At 55.8% G+C, this 561-nt stretch carries 1 protein-coding gene; it reads right to left on the bottom strand.

Features of this window, described 5'->3' with window-relative positions:
• The coding region (locus tag J5224_RS34475; RefSeq protein ID WP_264629324.1) for a TonB-dependent siderophore receptor at positions 1 to 561 on the bottom strand (561 nt) is incomplete at both ends.

Raw genomic sequence — 561 nt, 5'->3', positions numbered from 1 at the left:
GAGGCCATAGGGCGTGGCGTCGCCGCTGGCCTGTTCCCTGCTGGCGTACTCGCATTGGTGCTCTCCTTGGTTTCCGCCTCCGTGTAACTGTACGCCGACATCAGGCTCAGCGCTGGCGTTATTTGGGTACCTAGCTCCGCTTCAGCGCCACGTGACTCGACTTTGCCAATTTGCTCGTTGAACTTGAGTTTGCTGTTCCACGACGTGATATTTTTCTGCGTAATATCGAACAGCGATAGCGTTAACAAGGTGTCGCTGCCCACCGGCTGAAACTTCATCCCCACTTCAGTCTGCTCGCCGGTTGTCGGCTTAAAGGGTGGTGAACCCGGAATGCCGCTGTCCAGGTTGGGCTCAAACGAGGTGCTGTAACTGATATAAGGCGAGAAACCATTCTCAAACGCATACAGCAGCGCCGCACGGCCGGTGAAATCGTCATCATTCGACTGCCTTTTGGCATTATTGAGTGTGCGCTCGTAGGTGCGTATTTCCGTCCAGTCATGTCGCCCGGAGAGCAGCAGGTTCCACTGCTGCCACACCGCCTGATCCTGCACATAGAGTCCA

Source organism: Candidatus Symbiopectobacterium sp. NZEC135, assembly GCF_025962695.1.
This window is presented reverse-complemented; position numbering and strand designations above follow the sequence as displayed.